Origin of the sequence: Salinimonas chungwhensis DSM 16280, from assembly GCF_000378185.1 — a bacterium.
Lineage (GTDB): Bacteria > Pseudomonadota > Gammaproteobacteria > Enterobacterales > Alteromonadaceae > Alteromonas > Alteromonas chungwhensis.
Map to the genome: position 1 here is coordinate 1 of NZ_KB899378.1, position 22,914 is coordinate 22,914.

At 45.6% G+C, this 22,914-nt stretch carries 20 protein-coding genes and 1 pseudogene; 9 read left to right on the plus strand and 12 right to left on the minus strand.

What is annotated here, in order from left to right:
- The 7 genes from F458_RS20425 to F458_RS19190 form a co-directional block, all read right to left on the minus strand.
- Positions 1-180: helix-turn-helix domain-containing protein (locus F458_RS20425; protein WP_018982650.1), on the minus strand; the 180-nt coding region annotated here is incomplete at its 3' end.
- Between the two features lie 89 nt (positions 181-269).
- On the minus strand, positions 270-1,097 hold the full coding sequence (locus F458_RS0106840) for a hypothetical protein (RefSeq protein WP_018982651.1): 828 nt from the start codon (positions 1,095-1,097) through the stop codon (positions 270-272).
- Positions 1,098-1,271: 174 nt separating this feature from the next.
- Positions 1,272-2,459, minus strand: a complete 1,188-nt coding sequence (locus tag F458_RS0106845; RefSeq protein WP_018982652.1) for a tyrosine-type recombinase/integrase — start codon at positions 2,457-2,459, stop codon at positions 1,272-1,274.
- Positions 2,460-2,724: 265 nt separating this feature from the next.
- A complete protein-coding gene (locus F458_RS0106850; RefSeq protein WP_018982653.1) occupies positions 2,725-3,633 on the minus strand; it encodes a MipA/OmpV family protein in 909 nt (302 codons plus the stop codon).
- A gap of 205 nt (positions 3,634-3,838) precedes the next feature.
- Positions 3,839-5,047: a M24 family metallopeptidase gene (locus F458_RS0106855; RefSeq protein WP_018982654.1), complete on the minus strand. Its 1,209-nt coding sequence runs from the start codon at positions 5,045-5,047 to the stop codon at positions 3,839-3,841.
- A gap of 575 nt (positions 5,048-5,622) precedes the next feature.
- Positions 5,623-5,772, minus strand: a complete 150-nt coding sequence (locus F458_RS20660; protein WP_018982656.1) for a hypothetical protein — start codon at positions 5,770-5,772, stop codon at positions 5,623-5,625.
- A gap of 534 nt (positions 5,773-6,306) precedes the next feature.
- A complete protein-coding gene (locus F458_RS19190) occupies positions 6,307-7,431 on the minus strand; it encodes an App1 family protein (RefSeq protein WP_018982657.1) in 1,125 nt (374 codons plus the stop codon).
- Positions 7,432-7,983: 552 nt separating this feature from the next.
- Here F458_RS19190 and F458_RS0106875 point away from each other — a divergent pair.
- Complete coding sequence (locus F458_RS0106875; RefSeq protein ID WP_018982658.1) at positions 7,984-9,054, plus strand: ADP-ribosylglycohydrolase family protein; 1,071 nt, start codon at positions 7,984-7,986, stop codon at positions 9,052-9,054.
- 617 nt (positions 9,055-9,671) lie between these two features.
- On the plus strand, positions 9,672-10,445 hold the full coding sequence (locus F458_RS0106880; RefSeq protein ID WP_018982659.1) for a PEP-CTERM sorting domain-containing protein: 774 nt from the start codon (positions 9,672-9,674) through the stop codon (positions 10,443-10,445).
- Between the two features lie 91 nt (positions 10,446-10,536).
- Here F458_RS0106880 and F458_RS0106885 read toward each other — a convergent pair whose 3' ends face one another.
- Positions 10,537-11,865 (minus strand): glycoside hydrolase family 2 TIM barrel-domain containing protein, encoded by a 1,329-nt coding sequence (locus tag F458_RS0106885; protein WP_018982660.1) that lies wholly within the window; start codon positions 11,863-11,865, stop codon positions 10,537-10,539.
- Positions 11,866-12,138: 273 nt separating this feature from the next.
- On the opposite strand from F458_RS0106885, the gene F458_RS0106890 reads away from it, so the two are divergent.
- Complete coding sequence (locus F458_RS0106890; protein ID WP_018982661.1) at positions 12,139-12,582, plus strand: hypothetical protein; 444 nt, start codon at positions 12,139-12,141, stop codon at positions 12,580-12,582.
- Positions 12,583-12,646: 64 nt separating this feature from the next.
- Here the strand turns inward: F458_RS0106890 and F458_RS21020 are convergent.
- Together F458_RS21020 and F458_RS0106900 are read right to left on the minus strand one after the other, a co-directional pair.
- Positions 12,647-13,741 (minus strand): annotated as a pseudogene (locus F458_RS21020) (threonine aldolase family protein).
- A 27-nt stretch (positions 13,742-13,768) separates the two neighbouring features.
- Positions 13,769-14,020: a hypothetical protein gene (locus F458_RS0106900; RefSeq protein WP_018982664.1), complete on the minus strand. Its 252-nt coding sequence runs from the start codon at positions 14,018-14,020 to the stop codon at positions 13,769-13,771.
- 208 nt (positions 14,021-14,228) lie between these two features.
- Here F458_RS0106900 and F458_RS0106905 point away from each other — a divergent pair, with 208 nt between their 5' ends.
- Entirely contained in the window at positions 14,229-15,818 is a 1,590-nt protein-coding gene (locus tag F458_RS0106905) for an ABC-F family ATPase (protein ID WP_018982665.1), read from the plus strand.
- An 872-nt stretch (positions 15,819-16,690) separates the two neighbouring features.
- Here F458_RS0106905 and F458_RS0106915 read toward each other — a convergent pair.
- Positions 16,691-16,873: a hypothetical protein gene (locus F458_RS0106915; RefSeq protein WP_018982667.1), complete on the minus strand. Its 183-nt coding sequence runs from the start codon at positions 16,871-16,873 to the stop codon at positions 16,691-16,693.
- Between the two features lie 398 nt (positions 16,874-17,271).
- Here F458_RS0106915 and F458_RS0106920 point away from each other — a divergent pair, with 398 nt between their 5' ends.
- The 4 genes from F458_RS0106920 (at position 17,272) to F458_RS0106935 (ending at position 21,794) form a co-directional block, all read left to right on the plus strand.
- The gene (locus F458_RS0106920; protein WP_018982668.1) at positions 17,272-17,913 is read left to right on the plus strand and encodes a tetratricopeptide repeat protein; all 642 of its coding nucleotides are present in this window, start codon (positions 17,272-17,274) and stop codon (positions 17,911-17,913) included.
- Between the two features lie 152 nt (positions 17,914-18,065).
- Entirely contained in the window at positions 18,066-20,291 is a 2,226-nt protein-coding gene (katG, locus tag F458_RS0106925; protein ID WP_018982669.1) for a catalase/peroxidase HPI, read from the plus strand.
- Between the two features lie 124 nt (positions 20,292-20,415).
- Positions 20,416-21,138, plus strand: coding sequence for an SGNH/GDSL hydrolase family protein (locus tag F458_RS20070; RefSeq protein WP_156824195.1), 723 nt, complete (start codon positions 20,416-20,418; stop codon positions 21,136-21,138).
- Between the two features lie 44 nt (positions 21,139-21,182).
- On the plus strand, positions 21,183-21,794 hold the full coding sequence (locus tag F458_RS0106935; RefSeq protein ID WP_018982671.1) for a YigZ family protein: 612 nt from the start codon (positions 21,183-21,185) through the stop codon (positions 21,792-21,794).
- Here F458_RS0106935 and F458_RS0106940 read toward each other — a convergent pair.
- Positions 21,791-22,219, minus strand: coding sequence for an organic hydroperoxide resistance protein (locus tag F458_RS0106940; RefSeq protein WP_018982672.1), 429 nt, complete (start codon positions 22,217-22,219; stop codon positions 21,791-21,793). The genes F458_RS0106935 and F458_RS0106940 overlap by 4 nt on opposite strands.
- A gap of 102 nt (positions 22,220-22,321) precedes the next feature.
- Between F458_RS0106940 and F458_RS0106945 the strand changes: the two genes are divergently transcribed.
- On the plus strand, positions 22,322-22,756 hold the full coding sequence (locus F458_RS0106945) for a MarR family winged helix-turn-helix transcriptional regulator (RefSeq protein ID WP_018982673.1): 435 nt from the start codon (positions 22,322-22,324) through the stop codon (positions 22,754-22,756).
- Positions 22,757-22,914: the final 158 nt, after the last annotated feature.

Here is a 22,914-nt window from a genome sequence, read left to right on the forward strand (position 1 = left end):
CTTCACCTGAGCGACTTCCGGCAAATAGTGGCTATCCCGAATTCGATTACGATTTACTTCTCTACTGATGGTGCTGTGGCTCACGTTCAGACGCTTTCCTATCTTCCGATAACTGAAACCCTCGCGTAAGTAGGCCTCGATCTGGTATCGTTGTCCCTCGATCAACTGCTTGTAACTCATGGTAACTACTCTTGTTTTTTGGCGATTACAGAGTACCACCAACAGGCAGTTGATCTCTCCTCACCGTTTAACCATGAGTGGTGCACTTATTATCTGAATTCGGGTATACATACATAAGAAGAAGAAGTCATATCTAGGTAACGTATATTCTTAAATGACTCTTCAAATTTAAGTACACAAGCGGGATTGAAAAACTTTGCTGTTTCTACAGGATTGGAGCACCTTATCTTAAACTTTTTGTTAAACTCTTTGCTCGCCGAATCCCATTTTTCTTTGAACTGACTTCTCGTATTAATAGTCATCAAAGGCAAAGATGGCATATGGCTAAGGACACCATATTCATAATGCGTAGTTCTTCTTTCGGTGGTTGTTTTGTTTCCGTCTGAATCTTCGTCCTCTTCCTCTGTAACATCTACGTACTTGAATTCAAACAATTGGAAGAATGCTCCGTCTTGTGTCTTTCCGTCGTACAAGGCTGTAATCTCCTGGCTTTCATCGCCAGCTCTAAACACGCGGAATTGTCTTTTTAAATCTTTCCATAATTCTCGTCCGTTAAAAGCTTCATTAGGAACTAAATTATTTGCTAAAGCTAAAGCCGTATGCCCTAGGTTTCTTCCCACGTTTTTTACTTGCTTTTTCTTTGATAAAAACGCAAAAACACTACCTATGAATACTATAAATGAAGCACCTGCAAGCATAAGCCCTTCATCAGAGGACGAATTCGCATAAATAATTAGGGTAAGGAAAAAGGAGATAAATAATAGATATATAACAAACGGTTGTTGAAAGGTATACGAACCTGATTTGGAATATTCTTTTATTTCTTCCACAATACTCGGTATATCATCCCTGGACTTTGCAGATATTCGCAAGTCTTCCAGTTTTGCTAGATGCGTTTTCAAAGCTTCATTGCTCATACTACTTCCTTGTTCTTGTTAGCGCTGGTAAAAATCTAGTTTTTCTCTACGCACTTTATTATTTTCGACGAAGATTACAGATTTTTATATAAGGTGTCTAGTGCCCGAAGCTGACAAAATTGATCACGAAAACGTGCTATTTTCTAACGTTACTTTCGGGCACTAGCAGCTATGTTAATTTACATCGAGATTGTCAAACGCTCCGACAATTGAGTTTCTAACTTGGTCGATATTGGCATATGCATAAACCATTGTATGCTTTAACGATGTATGGCAAAGAGCCTTCGAAACCACACTAACATCAGCCCCCGATTGAATTTGCCAAGTAGCAAATGTTCTTCGGAGGTCGTGTGGTCTGGGGCGAATATTAGGGTTATCATGATACAGGCCTGCTCGTTTAATCGCCGCCTTCCACACCGAATCGCCACCTGTTATGTAGCCGTATTTTGATTTCTGCTTGGATGGAAACACAAAATGGTTACCTGAATAGGCTTTTTGACGTCTTCGTAGAAGAGAAACTGCCAGCGGGTGAAGCGGAATTTCGTAAATCTGATTGGTTTTTGTCCGAGTCGCAGGTATCAACCAAACAGCGTTACTTAAGTTGATATCTTTCCATTCCATAGTCTTCACATTTGTCAGCCTAGCACCAGTGAAAAGAGCCATACGATATATATCAGCTACGTCTTGATTTGAGGCGTGTTCCAATGCTTTCATCAACTGTCCAGCCTCTTGATGAGTAAGATATCGGCTTCTCGTTACACCTGGCATCTTTTTAATACGCTCAAATGGATTAAGTATTAATCCTGCATCTTCAAAGTCGATGACATAATTACACGCTGCTTTTAACACTGATACTGCTTTGTTGTGAGCGCAATATCCCTTATCTTCGAGTTCTCGGAAGAACGAACGAACTTCTTTTCTATCCAGCTGTGCAACAACACGATGGCCGAGACTGGCTTTGACATGAAGATTATACGCAACTTCAAAACCATGTTTTCTGCCAGCAACCGTTCCTCTATGTTTAAGTTCATTCTCTCGATACAACTCAAACATACAGTTAACAGTAAGACTTTTAAGACTGCTCGGTACTGAAACGCCTTTTTGGCTCTCGTTTTTGAATCCAGAATGCTGACTATCTGCAATTAACCTTGCTGTTGCTAAACTCATGGTCGAAGCATCGCCTATCTTCCGCTTTAGGTCTTTCCCATTCTTTTTTGCTCTGTAGTAAAAACTTTTAGAGCCGCTGGGCCGCACAACAAATTTCAAATAGGTTCTGTGCTTGTCGCGAAAAATTTGGCTCGATGACTTCGGCTTGATATCACCTAAAAATTTATCGGTTAGGTTCTTAATTATTTCTGGCATGTTCCACCTTTGTTCCACTTCGATTATTTAAATTAAGGTGGAACAGAGTGGAATAAAGACTGATAAAACGGAGGTTCGGGTGGCCCTCACCCCATTAAAAATGCCTAAAGGGACGTACTTCTAAGAAGGGTGGGGCCACCACTTTTTCCTACGCTTCAACGATAGTTACTACTAATCTGATTTGGTGGGTGCTGTGGCAAATATGACTCATAATCAGAGCAGTATATTGCCATTAACACCCGATTGTCGTGAATTGCTTATTCTGTTACCAATTCGCTTTGGCTTCGCTCTGGTAGCCGCGCCAGACAAATCCTACCCCAAGGCTGTACGTAATGTCTTTTTCGTACAATGGGCTGTCTTCATTTGCCGAACCGCCGTTAAACTGCATGGATGCGCCAAAAAAGCCGCGCAGGTTGTCAATAATTGGAAAAGCCAAGCTGGCAGAGATTTCAGCGCCCAGGTAGCCGCCCGTCGCGTTGTAAGCTGACCTGAAATCAGTCTGGTATTCTGGCGCAACCTGGTAAAAATAATCGTGTAACTTTTCGGTTGCCCAGGTCATGCGAGCAGCAAGAGTAAAGCCAGTGTCGGGGGTAAATACACCGCGCTGTTGATATCTTAATGTCGGTTCAAAAACATACCCTCTGGCATCTATTCCACCGAAATCCGAAGACAATACGGCCCTTGTCTGCATTTGTGCATTCAGGCGTGCGTTACCACCAGCGTCAAAGGAAAATTCCTTTATTTTGTAGATTAACTGTGGACCTACCTCAAATAAGTACTCCAGTTCAGGCATCCCTTCGCGCACCGTATCATCGTCGCTATCTGCGGCAAAAGCACCACTGAAACTGACATCAAGTTCAAGGGTGTTATTTTCAACAAAAACGGCTCTTGCGCCGCCTTGGCCGCCCACGCGGAAGATATCCCCTCGATATATTGCATATGGTAAGGCTAAGGCCACCACATTTCGCTCGCCTGATGCAGGATAATTGGGCACTTCAATTGCACCGCCCCCTACCCCCACTTCCCAGAGCGGCTGCCGTTCGTTCAAAGCTTCAAACCCGGTTAAGTTACGATTGGGAGACGTATCAGTTGTCGCCTCTTCCGTTTGCGCAAGACCGGCGTGGCTTAGCACCATCAATGCGGTAAACAGCAAGGTTTCATTAAGGTATTTCAATACTTTGGCCTTTGCGGGAACACCATAAAAAATCGAGTGTAACGGGAACGTCTCACGATTAACAGTTAACCAATAGTGGGTTGCACAAACGTACTCGCCTGCCGCGCAGGAACGGGACGCAAAACCGGTTTTATAGTTTGATTCGCGCTAGTGACTAAAAGCTATTAAACACCAGGTAGAAACAAAAAAGAGCTTTTTCGCCTCGTTATCCAAAGGGATCCTCAATCGACTTGCAGGGTTTGGTAAACCAGCGAGGGCCTGTGTCAGTCATATAAAAATGATCTTCAAGTCGAACACCAAACTCACCCGGAACCACAATCATTGGTTCATTGCTAAAGCACATCCCCTTAGCCAGCTGTTGCGGATTATCTTTTACCAAGTACGGCCATTCGTGAATATCCATGCCAATGCCGTGACCCGTTCTGTGCGGCAGACCCGGCAACTGGTAGTCTGGCCCCAGCGCATCTTGTTCCAGACTCAGCCGGGCGGCGGCATCTACATCGCCACACGTAGAACCAATTTTTGCCGCTTCAAAGGCTGCGATTTGTGCGCGTTTTTCACTTTCCCATATCGCTTTTTGTTTGTCTGTCGCCTGACCATAGCAGTAGGTGCGGGTAATATCTGAAAGGTAACCGTGAAGCCGGCAGCCAGTATCTATCAGCACCAAATCATCGGCTTGCAGCACCTGCGGATCCTTTACCCCATGCGGATAAGATGTTGCCTGGTCAAATAAAACAATACAGAAAAAACTGCCGCTGCTCCCAACCTTTTGATGAGCTCGATTAATAAACGCTTCCACTTCGCTCGTTGTTATCCCCTCACACAGCATACTGGCTGTGGCTTTATGCACGGCAAGTGTCATATCCATTGCACGTTGAATCAGCGCAATTTCAGCAGCCGATTTATACATACGACAGTGTGCGGTTACCTCGCTGCCGTTGATAAAGCGGGTGTTACTTAAGGCTTTGTTAAATCCATCAACCATGAAGAACGCGGTCGACTCGTCAAGCGCAATTTTATTGCCACCTGCTTTATCAATACGCTCAAGTAAGCAGGCAAAAAGTGCATAGGGGCTCTCATGCTCCTGCCATCCGACTATATCGCCCGCGGTAATTTTGCGCTCATTCAGTGAGTCAATTTCAAACGTGGGGGCAATATAGACAACCTCGCCCGCAGCGGGCAGAATTGCGCCAACCAGCCGTTCGCTGGGATACCATTGCATACCAGTAAAATAGGTCATATTAGTGCCTGCATTTAGATACAACGCACCAATATCATTTGCCTGCATATACACCTGCGCTTTGGCTATGCGGCTCTGGTACTCTGCCGCGTCAATAGGCGCGATATCTGTTGTCATGTCAATCAGACTATCCAACGCCTCATCCGCTGTTTTACCACCAATACCTGTTGCCATAACATCACCTGAAGTTAACTAAAAAAAAGGCTCTCACGCTACAATAAACCCCGGCAAAATCGAACCGGACACGCCGTACTGTTAGTTCAAGCGCTAATATCCCACTGAGCACCTTCCTTTACCAGACCAAAGAGCGTCGCACCAATTACAAGTACTGGCTTCCCTTGTTATGGCACTCTACGATGTACTTAGCTGCTACTTTTCTTGCCGTGTTAAACTTTCGCCCGAGCAAAACCTTCCGGTCTAGACAATGTATATTTTGAACTTTAAGAATTAGTGACAACACAACACTTTATTACGCACGGATAGCCGGTAGTTGTTTTAGTCTCTCATCTCTAATTTTTAGAGCGAAATACTAAACACTTCACAACCTGACAAACAGCTTCCCGTATATACTGAATAACAGCATGCTAGTAATAAACATTAAAGCCATCCCAATAGCATCAACAGGAACTGACAACGTTAATAGTGAAACCTCTACAGCTGAAAATGCTACTGGGAGGCCGATAGCAATAAGTTTTTTTGAAATAACCATATTCATTGCACGCTTGATTATGTTCAAGTGTTTTTATTTGTTATGGGATTGCGTAGCGGATAGCCATGCCTGAACTAAAAATTGACGCGCCAGGCAGTATACCCACACCCAATGGCGTGAACATCGCGGCTCCCGCCAGACTCATGGCTAGAAAACCACCCGCAGACGCTACCGATACGGCATAGCCCATTTCGTTTTAGACGCCAGCACTGACTTGCTCAATATCTCTTAACAGTAATGTTTGCATGAAAATAATTCCTTTTAGCTGCTTAAATACACGTTTATCGTGTCTGATAATTATGACTTATCGTCAGTTTTTGAAAGCTGATCATAGGAATAGAATTGAAAACGAAATTTACATACCGCCGTTCAGCACACATATTCTGTAATATCGTCAGCGCTACCCCCATGAAACATGCTTACATGCTTTTACAAACCCAATCCTTAGTGCAGCCTGCTTGAATTTGCTAAGCTGGTACAACTTAACAGGTTTTTGTATTAAAACGACGGGCCAGGGAATTACTAGCTTATGACCGATTGTATTTAGACCGGTTTGCGATCTTGTTAGATAAACATATGAAGGAAACGCGTAGCCTGTTCGTCTTCCGGTCGAACCAGATGTAAGGCATCTGTGGTTTTTGCGAAGATACTGATAAAAACATTAGCCCTTATTGGGGGGCTTTGTGCCGCTATGCCTGACTACCTATAACTTCAGCAAACCGGTTTACTCTTTGTCATCTTTTGTCCGGGCTATAGCCACATCCTGTTTTACCTCCCGCGCGGCATCTTCTGTCACGAGGTTTTGGGTCAGCGCATGACTTGCCGCTTCTGCGGCATCTTTAATAAACTTGAAAGGCACATCATAGTCTGCAAACTTTTCGGCCGCAGCAGTGATTTTTTTCGACCGCGAGGCGGGCTTTAAGTCACGAATATAGACGGCTGAAACTCTCTGCGGATGCGCTTTAACCACTTCTAGATACGCGTAAACATCATGTTGACCTGAATCACCTATCAACACTACGTTCAGTTGCGGGTAGGTTTTCAAAATGGCCTCTATGCGGTCTTTTTTGTAACTTTCGTGACCACTTTTAAACCAGCGGTCTTCGCGAAGGCCAAAATCTTTTAATAATACAGGGCCTTTGGGCAAGTCATGGATCGCAATAAACGCGGCAATAAGGTCGTAAATATTCCAGGGGCTGCTCGATACATAAAAGAAAGGATTACCGGCACTTCCCGATGCACCTTGTTGTAACGCGTTATAAAATTCTGAGGTACCCGGAAACAATTCACGGCTATGAGCATTATTTAGCAGTACCGTTTTTGTGTGCCGAAAAAAATTATTGGCTCCGGTACGCATGATAGTGTCGTCGACATCGCTGATCACGGCAAACTCGGCGCCATCAGCTGGTACAGATATTTCTGCAACACTGTGCTCTTCGGCTTTGGGTAACGCTGAATCGGCAGCCTCCAGTGTTAGCTCGGTCCAGGGCTGCTGCACATTTTCGGCAGTGGGCGTTTTCCACTGATAGTGAAAATAACCGTCAGCATCTGTGGTCACAGTGCGCACTTCTTCACCCAGCTTCAGGGTAATGTCCGTAAACGGAATTTCATCGCTTCGATAACGACGTAGCATGTGTACCAGATTTTTCCAGCGACTATCATCAAGTCCTCCCTCAACGCCCTTTGCCTCTAGTAGCCTGCCGGCAACCCACAGTTCGCTTGTCGTCCCATAAGTCATATAAGGCTGCACAATCACCGGCGAGTAGCCATACCACCGCTTATAGCGATGCCTTAGCCTGTCTAAGCGCCTTTCCAGTCGATGAACCCATCGGCGAGCGGTACTTTGCATATTAATCCTTACCAGGTAAATGGCGAATGGTTGAATACAGTTAGCCTACGTTAGCAATACAGTCGAAAGACTACTAAAACTGTCGATATTAATGGTAAATAGGAGCACCTGTTATCAAGCCTGCACTCACTTCTGCTAATTATAGACTTTGGTACACAGCAAGGGCCGTTTTAAAAAGCGATATCGTTAAGCTTGCTTGACAAATTTATGCTCAGTACCCCAACAGTGTTTTTTAACAAGAAACGGCTAATTAAGTGAGTGGACGATACTGTTACCGACAGTAAAAGTTGCATACGCCATTGAACAAAGAACAGATGCGTTTAAAACAATAAACAACGCGTATCACCAAAGCCGGTATGTTCCTGGTTGTAAATTACCTGCACGTACAGTTATAAAATTGGGCCCGGCTTTCACAGCTGCACGAGTTTCCTGCGATCACTCTGCAATTAATGCCCGTATATATTCCAGCGAGTAAATCCGGATATATTTGCAATTCAGCAAGCCTGGAGCGCAAATACGCCACGCATTAGTAATAAAAAGGAATAGTCGTTAATGGCTGACCTACATGAAATTCGAGTGACAGCAGCACTTAAAAACGCATTTGTGGCCGACGCTCTGGCAATGCCTGTTCACTGGTATTACAACCCTGCTGACATTTTGAAAGATTTCCCAGGTGGCATTCAGCAATTTGAAGATGCGCCGACGTATCATCCTTCTTCAATTATGTCTCTTCACTCTACCCGTCAGGGGGGACGGTCGAAAATGTCGAAATCACCGGAAAAAGAAATTGTGGGAGATGTGATATTAAAAGGCAAGCGCCAGTACTGGACAGGCGCTCATCAACATTATCATCAAGGCATGAAGGCCGGTGAAAATACGCTAAACGCCCACTGCGCCAGAGTTGTTCTACGATGCTTAGCGGATGGTTATGCGCGGGATAAATTTTTAGATGGTTATATTGCGTTACTATGCTCACAAGAACCGGCCCATCCAGATACCTATGCTGAATCATTTCACCGGGGCTTTTTCGCCAATCTCGAACAGGGTAAGCCGGCCCGTCAATGTGGCGCTGTTACTCATGATACGCCATCCATAGGCGGCCTGGTTATGATTGGACCTCTCGCCCTGGTCCGCAGTGCAAAAGGTGAAAGTCTTGAGGATATCCAGCAGTTATCAAGACGTCACTTAGCACTAACACACCCCAGTGAAGAACTTGCGCTAATCTGTGATTTCTACGTAGAGCTGCTACATCGATTATTACACCGAACAGAAGACTCACCACAGGAAATATTGTCGGATATCGCCATGCGCTCAAATAAACTTTCATTATCAGAACTGGTGGCAAAGCAGCGCAGTGATATAGAGATTGTCGGGCGACGATTTTCTTCGGCTTGCTACATTTCAGACGCCTGGCCTGCTGTGTTGTATTTTGCCTACCGCTATGCCGATGATGCGAAAAGAGCGTTGACTGCCAATACAAATGTAGGCGGTGATAATGTCCACCGTGGCTTTGTACTTGGAACCATCATGGGGCTTGTTGAAGGAGCGCCAATTGATACTTTGTACGAACAGCTTGTTGACGCAAAAGCGCTAGGGACCGAAATACAACAAGCATGCAGGTGATTTTCGTAACTCACCGAAAAATTGGTTTTTCCCGCGGAATAAAACGGCAATCCAAATGCGTCAAAAGAAGTCTCTGACTAAAGACGGTTTTAAGACCTTCGAGACCCTCCGCAAGTAGACTTCCGACATTGCCTTACCCAGATAGGCTTTACGAATTTTGCATTCAATTGTAAACGCGCTTGTTACTTTTTCTAGCCCATTTTATTAAACCTAAAGCAAAGACCTAAGCGTCTATTAATGCTTCATCCGTTTGTCTTTCACAACTCCACCAATTCATGCTTATCAGAACGCACTTATAAGTGAAGATATGGCGTATATCTGGTAGCTGGCTCTCACTAGAAAAAACCGTAAGACTTTGGCGGTCTACCTTCGCAACGTAAGGGACGAAACTGAAAAGCTTCAATTCACAACCCTAAATTTGATGAGCAAAATTACGGTGTCAGCTTATTTAACACATGAAAAAATGTAAGACCCTGACCAATCATCGCCCCTGACCAAAAAAATCAATTAAAAACAACTATCTAACATTTTATTAGTACTTTTGGCTTAGCTTTTGCTGACTAGCTGCTGTAGTAGTATTACTAAAACGTGATGATTTAAATAAAACGGAGATTTCAATGAAGTTCAAAGTAGTTGGGGCGCTTGCCTGTGTACTGTCCATGTCTGTATCAGCTGGCCAGATCGATATTGTTAATGCCAACGGCACTATCGACAATCAGTTTATGTCAAGCAATGGCGGCTTAGGCACCCAAAATTTCGCAGGTGGTTTTGATAATGGTGTCTCGGTATGGCTCCGTGCCCGTAACTCCGGCACCAATGATATATTCAGAAACGGCAATACGTTTTTCTTAAACGAGTTTAGTGGTAACGCTTCTGATGACTTTTCGTTTGAATTTCAGTTTACCCCCGCAGCCGGAGCAACGCTTCCTGATAATGATTATTTTGTACAGCTGAAAGTTGATAACGACCCAACAGCTGGTGTCGACTGGTCGGGAGCGCTTTTAGAAGGCACTATTTCAGAGTTTTGGTCTGGTGGAGACTCGTATTCAGTTGATGGGGTTACCTCTCGTAACAATACGGGTCTTGTCGAGTTTGCAGATACTAGTGGCAACTTCGATGTCTTGCCCGACTATGTGGTGACCAATTCCTGGAAACCTAAGTGGAACTTTCTGTTAGGCAATGACTTTGGCGGCGCACCTGGCGCTGGGCTTTACGATATCAGTCTTTCTGCATTCAATCTGAACGATAATGGCGAACAGGGCACGCTGTTAAATTCTGTTCAAATTACTGCGCAAGTTGGTGACCCTGTCAGTGTTTCTGAACCCGGTCCTCTGGCACTGCTATTAACCGCTGGCCTGGCATCGTTAAGGCTTCGTCGTAAGCGTAAATAAAATAGTAGTAAGTGACACCGTCAATCGGTGTCACTTACATTGCTATACCCGTCTTCAGCTATCGTGCGCGGGCTGGCTCTCTGCCACTTATTTATTTCTTATCAACATAAAACGGAATATTCGCTGTGGCGACTTTGTCACTGCCACTGAGCACATAAGCAAACAGCCGGTAACCCCCTGGTTTTTTGGGTGCCTTAAAAACTAACTGTCCGTTATCTTCTTCTTTGAACAACCCTGCTACGGGCTGTGGACGCGCTTCCGGATCGCCGCCCGCTTTGATATCTGTGCTCTCCGGCAGAATTTCCCACCGCACAGTGGCGCCATCATCCTGCCAGGTTTTGTAATCAAGCGTCGCTGTAAGTTCTTTGCCCGAAACCGTGTGGATACTATCAGAAGCGTTTTTCCCGTTAATCGTCAGTGCGTTTATGGCAGGCGCTCGTACTGCCGGCCACTCACCATTCCAGTTGTAATACAGCGAGTCTACGACTTCATTTGGGTAGCCGGCTTCAGTAAATACGCCATACCAGGTGGGCGTGGTTTCCTGTTTCTGACCCCATAAAAACGCATAAGATCCCAGCGCGCGGCCTGGCGCAGCCAGAATGCCGCCTTCATACCGGCTGCGGTAAGACGCCGCTTTTTGTGTACTGGTCTGCTCAATGGGCACATCCCAGTCAGTACGTGCTACCTGCCAGTGCCCTGTTGGGCCCCACTCAGTCACCACATAAGGGCCTTCATACCCCATATCAAGTAAGTCCTGGGGTAAGGATTCCAGCCCGCCATAAATGTTGATACTCAGATAATCAATATCAGGCACGCGGGCGAGGATAAGATCCAGCTTCTCTTTATCGATGCCTGCTGTCACTGTCGTAACCAAATGATTGGGATCCAGTTCTTTAATCATGGCCGCAATATCTTGTACGGCATACCAGACATCGGTATTGGTGTAAAACAAATCAACTTCGTTACCAATACCCCAAACCAGCAACGCAGGGTGATCTTTTAGCGCCAAAACGCGCTCACGGACTCGTTCTTTTTGTGCAGCGACGGCCGCTTTGTCGCTATAGTCAAAGCCATGTCGCTCATGCCCAAGGCGCAGACCCATCATCACCGTCAGACCGTTTTTATATGCTTCATCTAATACAGCTTCTGCATTATCGGTTCCCCAGGTGCGTAATGAATTGGCCCCTGCTTCGGCCAGCTTCGCAAGTCGGGTACGGCCACCGGCGCCTTTGATGAAATAAGGGTCGCCACCTCTTAAAATCGTATACCCCTGTTTTGTTTTTACCAGTTCAGTTTTAATTGCCTGATGTGCATCACCACCTGGGGCTGGTGCTTTAGCAGCCTCTAAAGGGGTGTGAGCAGTACACGCAGTTAATACTAGCGCAGCCACTATTGCTGACCAACAATACCGGTTTTTCATCGATGATGACCCTTGTTTACCTGAAATTATGTAAGCGCTATCATTTCACGTTTTATAGGCATTTTCATCTTTTTAACATTTAATCGTGAAGCTCTTGCACCCGCACGCTTTGATTTTCTTACCCGCTCATGAAAAACCGAACCATGGTCCGGTTTTTCATTCTTGGTAAAAATATATAGTGGCTTGCCAACGCGTTAATAAGAAGGTAATAGCATGCGCGCAGTTAATTTTTGCAGGTATTACCTCCTGCTAACTCGCACGGCCGAAATAAACATGTTGAAAGCAGCGCTATATATGACTTTGATGACGCTCGGCGTTTCGGCAGCCGCATTGGGAATAATTAATATAGCGTTTGATTTTGAAGATGGGCCAAACTGGATGAGACCGGTACCAATCCTGACACTGTTTTTTATTGTCGTAGTCCTTGCTCCGGCCCTTGAGACAGCGTTACTTGTGATGTTTGTGAAAGTGGGTCAGTATGTGCAATTAGGGGCCCTCACCATAGCAGCGCTTTTCGCCTTAGGTATGGCCTGCCTGCATGCCGAAGACACAGCACATGGCCTGATTGTGACACTACCGTTTTTTATCTGGACCTATTTTTACGCAAGCACGCGAGACCAACTTCCTGACAGAGCCTGGAAAATTATTTTTTTTTCCCATGCCATTCACAATGCAGTAATAGTGGCAATGATGGCAGCAGCGTTGGTCTTTGCGTAGGGGCCTTAATGTGGACCTATTCTCCTTTCTTGCTCTAGTGAATACGACATGAGCATAACAATTATCACTCACCTAAACAGGCTTTCAGGTGCTCAGCCCAAAACTCAGGTGAATATTGAACAGCTTGGTCACCGATACTAATTTCGCAGATACAATGCTTTTCGGTCTCCGCGCGGGGTAACGGTAAAGCCATCACACCTGTGCGCTGCGCACAATCAAGTAGTTTATTAACCAGAGACTGGCTATCAGAATTGATCTTGATGTGAAACATGGCCGCTTGCGGAGATTCGGGGATAATCTCAAATGATTCTGCCGCTAACTTCTGGCCCAGCGTGATTGCATAGCTAATAAACTGCGGCATTTTTTTATTCATAAGGGCTATGCCTCGCCTGGCAGCCAGCGCTTCAGGATAAAGCGTAACAGGATTCCCACCTGCTCTTCGTGCCCAAATTCGGGCCTCCTCTACCAACGCCTGCTCTCCCAGCAACGCAGCACCAAAAATGCCATTTAAATCTTTGTAAAAACTCGCATAGACACTGTCAAAAAGCGCTGCAATTTCCTTCAGGCTCCGCTGGTAATACAACGTTGTTTGCCACACTCTGGCCCCATCCATGTGCATAGCAACCTGGTTATTGTTACACCACTGACGAATGGCGACTAACGATTGCCAGTCTGGCATAATCCCACCAAGTTCGCGCATAGGGGTTTCGATGACTATGGCACAAATCTCTGAAGCATCCAGTGTATCAATGTCCTTTGCGGTAATTACCGCATCTGCCTGTCCAACGGTTTTAACCCGTTACTGCCATAGTGTTTCAACAGCTTGATGTTCGTGAAGCAATAAGTGAGATGTAGGATGCAGCGCAATACCAGGCTTTTGAGTACGCTCGCTGTAGCATTTCAAAGCAGCGTTTTGCGCCAGGGTGCCGGTCGGCAAAAATAATGCGGCCGGTTTATCGAACAGCCAGGCAAGCTCTTGTTCAAACGCGTGAACGCTGCCACCCTGACCGTACGAGTCCCGGATATCATCTGCCTGTGCGTACTGGCTTAAGAGGAGCAGCTCATCTTTTATGGTTGGCTGAGCGCTTCGATGAATTATCGCTTTGCTTTGGCTCAGTAGCTGCGCATAACGTTGTTTTTGCCATGATGTGACGGTCATTTTTTCACCTTAGTTTGCGCGGCTGCATCATTTCATATGCACTTTACCGCCCACCATTTTATAAGCCGGAGCGCCGCGTATCATTGTTTCCCGGGCGAACTGCTGGCCACATCCCGGACATATGCACGGGGTGTTGGTGTAGTCTTCGACAATACGTTCAACAAAGCATTTGACTAGCGCGCCCTTGCCACCTTTTCGATATTTGAAAATTGGCGCTTTACATTGCAGGCATGAGATTTGAACGGTACGCCGTGGGCCTTTTTTGTTCGGTTTCGCCATGTCATGTGTTCAGCAGATGATCCATTATTTCATGGTAAAGACAGCAGCACCTGATTTCCAGCCAACCTTAGGGCTTACTATTTAGTGAAATTAGAAAAAAAGCACAAAATTTACTCGACAGCAGCCAGCGTATTATTTATATTGCGCGCCCGCAGCTTCCTGAGGCGAAGCATCACATTCTTCTTTTTCTATCCGCTGGACACCTGATTTGATTACCACTGCCAACGTCACTATGCAATTTGGCTCTGAGCCATTGTTTGAAAATATCTCCGCAAAATTTGGAAACGGCAACCGCTACGGCCTTATTGGCGCCAATGGTTGCGGTAAATCCACCCTGATGAAAATTATGAGCGGCGAACTTACGCCGTCAGCCGGCAATGTGTCGATGACGCCGGGTACTAAACTCGGTATTTTAAGTCAGGACCAATTTGCTTTTGAAGATATGACGGTAGTGGATGCTGTTATTGTGGGCGATCGCGAACTGTGGGAAGTCAAACAGGAACGTGATGAAATCTACAGCAAGCCGGATATGAGTGAAGAGGATGGCATGCGCGTCGCCGACCTGGAAACACGCTTCGCCGAGATGGACGGGTACACAGCTGAAGCCAGAGCGGGTGATATTCTTAGTTCTGCCGGTATCGATGAAAGCTACCATTTCGGGCTTATGAAAGAAGTTGCACCGGGTAAAAAAGTAAGAGTACTTCTGGCTCAGGCCTTGTTTGCCGACCCCGATATTCTGTTACTGGACGAGCCTACTAACAACCTGGATATCTATACCATTCACTGGCTGGCCGAAGAATTGAGTAAGCGTAAAGCCACAATGATCATCATCTCGCACGATCGACACTTTTTAAACTCTGTGTGTACCCACATGGCAGACATTGATTATGGCGAGCTGCGCATCTACCCGGGCAACTATGACGCATATGCCGAAGCGGCGGCGCTGGCTCAAGAACAGCTTCACCTGGAAAATGCTAAAAAATCCGCAGAGATAGAAGAGTTGCAGGGTTTTGTGGCACGCTTTTCCGCCAATGCATCAAAGGCAAAGCAGGCCACGTCCCGCGCGAAACGTCTTGAAAAAATTGAGTTAGCCGATATCAAAGCGTCAAGTCGCCGAAAACCATTTATTCAGTTTAAACAGCACAAAAAGTTGCACCGTCTGGCCATTACTCTGGAGGACCTGGGTCATAGTTATTCTGATGAGCCTTTGTTTAATAATGCAAACCTGCTGCTGGAAGCAGGCTCACGTCTTGCGATCATTGGTGAAAATGGTGCCGGTAAAACCACCTTACTAAAGTGTCTGGTAAATGATCTTGATGCCAGCGAAGGTGTTGTTAAATGGGCGGAGAATGCCTCCTTAGGTTACATCCCCCAGGATAGCTCAAAAGACTTTGACTGTGACCTCACGTTGTTTGAGTGGATGTCGCAATGGCGTGGTCCCAAGCATGATGACTTACAGGTCAAAGGCATGCTGGGCAGATTATTGTTCAACTCTGAAGATTTCAATAAAAAAGTACGCGTTTGCTCCGGGGGAGAAAAAAACCGCCTGCTTTTCGGCAAACTGATGCTGCAGGATATTAACGTGCTGGTGATGGACGAGCCCACTAACCACCTCGATATGGAGTCTATTGAGGCGCTAAATAATGCATTGTACAAATTTGACGGCACCGTAATTTTTGTTAGTCACGACCGCGAGTTTGTATCATCACTGGCCACGCAGGTTATCGAAATAAAAGACAATAAAATTAATAATTTTGAAGGCACTTATGAGGAATTTGTAGCGCACTCTGCTGCATAAGAATACCTTACAGCTCATCTTAAAATAAGCAGTGTGATTGCAAAGAGCAAAGTGGGATGAGTGAGTACATACCATCCGGCATAATTAATATTATTGCTAATGATTTTTCCATAGGTTTTTGTTGTATGGCGGATGGTTATTGGTATAACTGAGATAATAAAAGCTATGAAAATTGTTAATTCGTCTGCCAATACACAGAGCGTAATCACCACGACGCTCGCGAAAAGTACAATTTTATATAATGGCCATTCGTAAAATTTCATTACATTGAGTGCTCATAAAGTTAATAATAGTAAGCATCGATAATTTAATATTTCCCAAGTTAACTTTATAAAAATTAAGCTACTTTATTAAACCGGAAAAAACTTTAATTCAATACTTTTTTCTAAAGAAGTAACCTACTACGGTGAGAACCATACCACTTAAAAACCAGGGGTTTGAGGTGATTGCCACACCGGCACTTAATCGCTCAAACACTGCTATAATCAGAAATATTACTGCTATTGAAATAACAGAGATATCAAAAATTATAGTTTTAGTAATCATTGTTGCCCTCGTGATTTATTGCAAGTAAGGGGTGCGCCATCCCCTTAAATATATTTTTTATTCACACACATTTTGCGTTACTAAGTAATCACTTAAAAACTGTAGCAACGCTTGTATTTGAATTGGCGAAAATGAAAGTTCTATGGATGTTTATGCAGCGCATCGTATGTCGCGCCTCCTAACCATGTTCCAAAATTGTTAAGTGACCGAATAGCTCCGCCTACCAACCAGCCCATTCCATAGCCAGCTGCTTCAGCGCCTTTGCCGCCTCCAGTTACCTGATTTATTTCCTGAAAATCAATCTATTTAATCATTCTTAGTGTCCATTAAGGTTGTTTATGTAACGCGTCGTAAAGCCCATTACCTAATCCTTCTCCAAAAGACCAGGCCACATCAAGTACTGATAAATAAGCACCAAATGCTACTGCTCCAGCGTAATAATGTAGCGGAGTTCCACCTGAAATATATCTTATTTTGTTTTCATTTAAGGTTTCAAATGTGTCTTTCATAAATATCCTTATTTAACTTTTATGAAAATTACAAATATTCGTATCGAATATCTACTTTTGTCTAACGGCATGTTGAATAGTAACAAGCCATTTTAAAAATAAATACTGAACAAATTGTCGTTTTATCAATCTACACATTATTTAAAGCGAACAGCACTTCAGTATATGTAGTGGTTTACTTTAAAATGACTAAAGTAAACTACATAAGTAAGCAGGGCGAAAAGAAACCTCGAAAACCAATAAATAGCAAATTGTCACTACTTTTATCATAGCACCCCATCATCTTATAAAGTGTGAGCATTGGTTTCACCTGTACCAGGGTGTAGATATTTTTCATAAAAATGGATAAGCGTATGAGATCTTTGAAGTACAATTGTTGGCAAAAATTCGGAGTCTTTATGCAAATTTTACGAACAACCGCACTAGTGACTGCGCTTTGCTTCTCTTTACCTGCTCTGGCTCAGGAGAAATCCTCGTTATTAGATATCCAGCATAAGTGGGCGAAAGTAAACTATGGCATTGACAATGCAAAGCAGCTTGGTCAGTTTGAATCTTTGATTGAACAAGCTCGGGAACTTGTAGCAGCATCACCCAATAACGCCGCAGCCCTAACCTGGCTCGGTATCGCACAGGCCAGTGCTGCCAGAGCAAAAGGCGGACTGGGCGCACTTGATTTTGCTGAAAACGCCCGTGAAAATTTTGAAAAAGCCATAGAGATTGAACCGTCGTCGCTAAACGGCACAGCGCTATTCAGTCTGGCCGCGCTGTATTATAAAGTCCCCGGTTGGCCAGTGAGTTTTGGCGACGTTGATAAAGCCGAGAAACTTTTTAAAGACGCTCTCGCCATCCACCCGAAAGGTATCGACCCTAACTATTTTTATGCCGAGTATTTATACGAAGAGGGCAATTATGAGTCGGCCTACAGATATTTGCAGCAAGCATTGCAAGCTGATCCTCGTCCGAATAGACCGCTGGCTGATAGCGGCCGACGTGAAGCTGTTAAAACGTTATTGAAAAAAGTTACGTCAAAACGCAGTTAACGGTGAGCCCGGGGGCTGATTATTCAGTACGTTGATTTCTCTTAAAAAATCCGATTAGCATAATCTAATTTACTTATTTCCCAGAAGCCCACTTTTAGACGATGCTTAGTGGGTAGCTTATGTTAATGACATTGTACTAAGAGGAATAAATTATGTTAAAGCGCGTAATGACAGTGGCAGCGGCAGTGTCCATCGCACTGTCGCCGGTAACAATGGCTGCCGAACAACAGGCGCAGTCACAAGAAGTGCGCAGCAACGCATTCTGGTGGCCGGAACAGCTGAACCTTGGCCCATTGCGGGCGCATGGCCCGGAATCAAATCCTTATGGTGAAGATTTTGATTATGCTGAGGCTTTCGAGCAGCTTGACCTACAAGCTGTAAAAAAAGATATACGTGCAGTACTGACCGACTCACAGGATTGGTGGCCGGCTGACTATGGTCACTATGGTCCGTTCTTCATTCGTATGGCATGGCATGCTGCGGGAACCTACCGTGTGCACGACGGACGTGGCGGTGCTGGTGGTGGCCAACAACGCTTCGACCCGCTAAACAGCTGGCCTGATAATGCTAATCTGGATAAGGCGCGACGCCTGCTCTGGCCAATAAAGCAAAAGTACGGCCGCAGTATTTCGTGGGCGGATTTGATGGCGCTTACCGGGAATGTAGCGTTAGAGGACATGGGCTTTAAAACATTCGGCTATGCCGGTGGGCGTGTTGATGACTGGGAACCCGATTTGGTTTACTGGGGACCGGAAAGCAAGTTTTTAACCGACGAGCGCCGGGATAAAAAAGGCAAACTTAAAGGACCTTTAGCTGCGGTGGAAATGGGGCTTATTTATGTTAACCCTGAAGGGCCTCACGGCAACCCAGACCCTATCGCGTCAGCAAAAGATATTCGTATGTCCTTTGGTCGCATGGCAATGGATGATGAAGAAATTGTTGCTTTGATTGCCGGTGGTCACACATTTGGTAAAGCCCACGGCGCTAAAAAAGCAGATTGTCTGGACAAAGAACCGGCTGCAGCAGGTGTTGAAGAACAAGGTATGGGCTGGAAAAATAAATGTGGTAAAGGTAACGCAGAAGATACCATGACCAGCGGCCTTGAAGGTGCATGGACAGTTACGCCCACGAAATGGACGACTAACTATCTGGATAACCTGTTTGCCTTTGAGTGGAAAAAAACGAAGAGTCCGGCAGGAGCCACTCAATGGATTCCTAAATCAGAATCTGCTGCGAATATGGTTCCGGATGCCCACGACAAGTCAAAGCGCCATGCACCAATAATGTTCACCACTGACCTGGCGTTAAAAGAAGATCCTGAATTCCGTAAAATCGCATTGCGCTTTAAAGATAACCCGGAAGAATACGAGAAAGCCTTTGCTAAAGCCTGGTTCAAGCTAAATCACCGAGATCTCGGCCCCCGTGCTCGCTATCTTGGCGATGAAGTGCCTGAGGAAGTATTGAAATGGCAGGATCCGATTCCCGAAGTCGATTATAAACTGGTAAATGACAAACAGATTTCCCAGTTAAAAGCGCAGATTTTAGAGACCGGATTAACGATCCCAGAGTTAGTGAGAACGGCATGGGCCTCTGCTGCAAGCTATCGCGATACCGATATGCGTGGCGGCGCAAACGGCGCGCGGATCCGACTGGCTCCGCAAAACAGCTGGCCGGTGAATAACCCGGACGAACTGGACAAGGTACTGAATGAACTTCAGCAAGTTCAAAAGAACTTCAACGAAGGCTCATCTGAGGTGCAAATTTCTCTGGCGGACACGATTGTTCTGGCAGGGGCTGCTGCCATCGAAAAAGCCGCCAGTGATGCCGGTTATGATATCAGTGTTCCGTTTAAGCCAGGTCGTGCTGATGCCAGTGCAGAGATGACCGATGTCGACTCTTTTGCCTACTTAGAGCCCAAAGCTGATGCCTTTAGAAACTATTATTCTGAGGACGCCTGGAAATCGCCGGCAGAAATGATGGTTGAACGTGCTGATCTGTTGTCCTTAACGGTACCAGAGATGACAGTATTGTTAGGAGGCATGCGGAGTCTGGATGCAAACCACGACCAAATGCAGCATGGTGTGCTTACTACCACTCCCGGACAGTTGAATAATGCATTTTTTGTGAATCTGTTGGACATGTCTACGCAGTGGGAAAAATCGTCGGATGACGAGACAATTTATGTAGGCAAAGACCGCAAGACCGGTGAGCAGAAGTGGACCGCCACGCCGGTTGACCTGATCTATGGTTCAAATTCTGAATTGCGTGCTATTGCGGAAGTTTATGCATCTGATAACGCAAAACAGAAGTTTGTGGATGACTTTGTCGCTGCCTGGACGAAGGTAATGACCAACGACAGGTTTGACCTTAAGTCTTAATCACTACGTTGCAATGCAGATATACAGGTCTCAGAGCCTGATAAAGCCGCCCCAGGGGCGGCTTTTTATTTATGCCCCAAAATTCGATAAAGTAGCCGTTACTTCATCGCAATGGTTAAAGCGTATGCACCCTGCATTTGTTCCCGTTATCTTTTTAGTCAGCCTACTTTTCAGCGGCCTGACGGTCGCTCAACATTCTCAGAAGCTGCTATTTATCGGTAACAGTTTCACGTTTTTTAACCAGGGTATCGATCATCACGTGGCTGCGCTTGCCCGTCACGTCACCCCCTCGCAAGAGTTATTTACACAACGCAATGCCTTTGGTGGAGAAACATTAAAGGGCCATGTCACTCGTCGAGATACCGTTGAGGTGATCGCTAAGCATAATTGGGATCATGTTATTCTGCAGGGTTATAGTAACGAACCAATAACGGATTATGCCCGGTTTGAAAAATACGCCTTAAGACTGACTAATGAAGCACGCGACGCGGGCGCTACCGTACATTTGCTGATGACGTGGGCTTATCGTAAGCAGCCGGCTATGACTGAAAAACTGCAACGTGCCTATGAACGGGCGGCCCGTAATACGGCGACCCGGGCTATCCCTGCCGGCGCCGCTTTTGCCCTTGCAGTCCAAAGGCAGCCTCAGCTCAACCTGTACAGCGACAACAAGCATCCTAATACAGCGGGGACTTATCTTGCTGCCTGTGTGGTTTACCAATGGCTGTTTGATATTCCATCTTCACAAAGCCGCTATTATGGGGGGTTATCGCCACAGCAGGCCAGGTTTTTACAGCAGGTGGCAAGCGACACTGTTACGCAATTTAAACCAAATAAAATGCAGTAACAGCGACGTGCTAAGCGTTATATTCACAGGTATACTGCTACCCTATGCCATATCAAATTCCCAAAACTACTTATCATACTCGTTATGAGATAAAGAAAAGCCAGTTTATCGGCTACGCTGCACATGCCCCTTGCAGAGAAGACGCAATGGCGTTTGTGGCAAGTCTCAAAGCAAAATATCCCGATGCCGGCCATCATTGCTGGGCATACTTACTGGGCTCGCCTGCCGCTCCTGAAAGCATTGCTATGAGTGACGATGGTGAACCCAGTGGCACTGCCGGAAAACCTATACTGAATGTTTTACAACATAATGACATTGGCGACATTATTATTGTGGTAGTGCGTTATTTCGGTGGGATAAAGCTGGGGGCCGGAGGGTTGGTACGGGCATATTCATCATCGGCTCAAATGACCCTGGAATCACTGCCCACCCATCAATTGGTTAAGCAAACCAGTTTGAGGGTTACTGCCGATTTCAAACACGAACAATTTGTTCGTCATTTTGCTCAACAGCATTCGGGCAGCATTAACGAGACTCAATATCATACTGCGGTGACTATCGCTATGTTGCTGCCCGACCAGGCTGTAGAAACCTTTACCTCATTAGGTGACAGCATGGGCTTTACGGTCGAGATCGGACAGTCTGCGGGACGTTAGGCCAGCTTCAAATCAACTTCAATATTGCCGCGGGTTGCGTTTGAGTAAGGACAAACTTCATGTGCTGCGTCAACCAGCTTGCGGGCATCAGCTTCAGGCATATCACCTAAATCCACCGTCAGTGTCACTGCAATGGCAAACCCTTTGTCGATAGGTCCGATAGCCGCTTCACCTGTAACTGAAACATCATTGCTCAGCTTAAGATTTTGCGTACCTGCGACATGCTTCAGGGCGCCGATAAAACAGGCAGAGTAACCGGCAGCAAACAGCTGCTCAGGGTTAGTGCCATCACCATCATCGCCACCCATGGCTTGTGGTACGGAAAGTTTGGTTTTAAGACGTCCATCACTTGATTCAGCGCGGCCATCTCTGCCACCTGTGGCAGTGGCTTTGCCTGTATATATAACGCTATCCAGTTTATGCATGAGCTTCTCCTGCTGTTAATTTACTTTGCATGCAAAGCAAATTAACCCATATAGTGTTGCTGTTCAAGTAGTTTGCATGCAAAATTGTCTCAGAGGTGATTTATGACAACCCCCCTTAGTTTAAACAATCAGCTTTGCCATCGGTTTTATACCCTGTCCAATGCTTTCAGCCGGGCTTACCGTCCCCTGCTCAGCCAATTGGGGATAACTTATCCGCAGTACGTAGTTCTGATGAGCCTGTGGGAACGCGACGATGTACCGATTTCAGAACTGGTTGGACATACCCGCATCGATGGCGGTGCCATGAGCCTTATCCTAAAGAAGCTGGAAAAAAAAGGCTTTATTACTTTTTCTGCAGATGAAAAAGATCGTCGCATAAGACGGGTTTTGCTGACCCCATTCGGTCATCAGCAAAAAGCACGGGCAGAGGGTATACCTGAGCAGATGCGATGTAAGCTGAAAAACATTACCCAGGCGGAGGCCTCAACGCTGCTCCTTTTAATGGATAAGCTAAATGCAGAACTGGAAGATGAGTAAGTAGCATCAGGTAGGGAAAAGCATTGGTTTAGCAAGATGATGCGCTGTGAGTAATCTAACTAGCCGGATAACCCTTTTACAGTGTTGCCCACTGCCAGACGCGCCCTACCCGTTCCCATCATTATAATTTTGTCTGTTGAAGAGGTCAGTGCTAGATT

Excerpts from the sequence above, each read along its gene's own strand:
- F458_RS0106840 (WP_018982651.1), bottom strand. The coding sequence starts at position 1,097 with ATGAGCAATGAAGCTTTGAAAACGCATCTAGCAAAACTGGAAGACTTG.
- F458_RS0106845 (WP_018982652.1), bottom strand. The coding sequence starts at position 2,459 with ATGCCAGAAATAATTAAGAACCTAACCGATAAATTTTTAGGTGATATC.
- F458_RS0106855 (WP_018982654.1), bottom strand. The coding sequence starts at position 5,047 with ATGGCAACAGGTATTGGTGGTAAAACAGCGGATGAGGCGTTGGATAGT.
- F458_RS20660 (WP_018982656.1), bottom strand. The coding sequence starts at position 5,772 with ATGGGCTATGCCGTATCGGTAGCGTCTGCGGGTGGTTTTCTAGCCATG.
- F458_RS19190 (WP_018982657.1), bottom strand. The coding sequence starts at position 7,431 with ATGCAAAGTACCGCTCGCCGATGGGTTCATCGACTGGAAAGGCGCTTA.
- F458_RS0106875 (WP_018982658.1), top strand. The coding sequence starts at position 7,984 with ATGGCTGACCTACATGAAATTCGAGTGACAGCAGCACTTAAAAACGCA.
- F458_RS0106880 (WP_018982659.1), top strand. The coding sequence starts at position 9,672 with ATGAAGTTCAAAGTAGTTGGGGCGCTTGCCTGTGTACTGTCCATGTCT.
- F458_RS0106885 (WP_018982660.1), bottom strand. The coding sequence starts at position 11,865 with ATGAAAAACCGGTATTGTTGGTCAGCAATAGTGGCTGCGCTAGTATTA.
- F458_RS0106890 (WP_018982661.1), top strand. The coding sequence starts at position 12,139 with ATGTTGAAAGCAGCGCTATATATGACTTTGATGACGCTCGGCGTTTCG.
- F458_RS0106900 (WP_018982664.1), bottom strand. The coding sequence starts at position 14,020 with ATGGCGAAACCGAACAAAAAAGGCCCACGGCGTACCGTTCAAATCTCA.
- F458_RS0106915 (WP_018982667.1), bottom strand. The coding sequence starts at position 16,873 with ATGAAAGACACATTTGAAACCTTAAATGAAAACAAAATAAGATATATT.
- F458_RS0106920 (WP_018982668.1), top strand. The coding sequence starts at position 17,272 with ATGCAAATTTTACGAACAACCGCACTAGTGACTGCGCTTTGCTTCTCT.
- katG (WP_018982669.1), top strand. The coding sequence starts at position 18,066 with ATGTTAAAGCGCGTAATGACAGTGGCAGCGGCAGTGTCCATCGCACTG.
- F458_RS20070 (WP_156824195.1), top strand. The coding sequence starts at position 20,416 with ATGCACCCTGCATTTGTTCCCGTTATCTTTTTAGTCAGCCTACTTTTC.
- F458_RS0106935 (WP_018982671.1), top strand. The coding sequence starts at position 21,183 with ATGCCATATCAAATTCCCAAAACTACTTATCATACTCGTTATGAGATA.
- F458_RS0106940 (WP_018982672.1), bottom strand. The coding sequence starts at position 22,219 with ATGCATAAACTGGATAGCGTTATATATACAGGCAAAGCCACTGCCACA.
- F458_RS0106945 (WP_018982673.1), top strand. The coding sequence starts at position 22,322 with ATGACAACCCCCCTTAGTTTAAACAATCAGCTTTGCCATCGGTTTTAT.